A 272-nucleotide genomic window follows, 5' to 3' on the forward strand; every position below is an offset into this window, starting at 1 on the left:
GCAGCGATGGTGTCGTATTCGGCTTCGCCGGTGTACAGGTCGGCACGTGTGCGGCCATGCACCGCCAGCGCCTGGATGCCAGCCTGTTCGGCGATCTTCGCCACGTTCAGGCCGTTCTTGTTCGCCCGGTCCCAGCCGGTGCGGATTTTCAGGGTCACCGGTACGTCCACGGCGCTGACCACGGCGTGGAGGATCTCGCTGACCAAGGCTTCATCTCTCAATAAAGCAGAGCCTGCGGCTTTGTTGCAGACTTTTTTTGCCGGGCAGCCCAT

General features: G+C 62.1%; 1 protein-coding gene. It reads right to left on the reverse strand.

Annotation, left to right across the window (positions count from 1 at the left end; all coding sequences use genetic code 11):
• The coding region (locus SB719_RS20155; RefSeq protein ID WP_412159741.1) for a tRNA-dihydrouridine synthase at positions 1 to 272 on the reverse strand (272 nt) is incomplete at both ends.

This window comes from Pantoea sp. SIMBA_079 (genome assembly GCF_046940275.1).
In the GTDB taxonomy this organism is placed as follows: Bacteria; Pseudomonadota; Gammaproteobacteria; order Enterobacterales; family Enterobacteriaceae; genus Pantoea; species Pantoea borealis.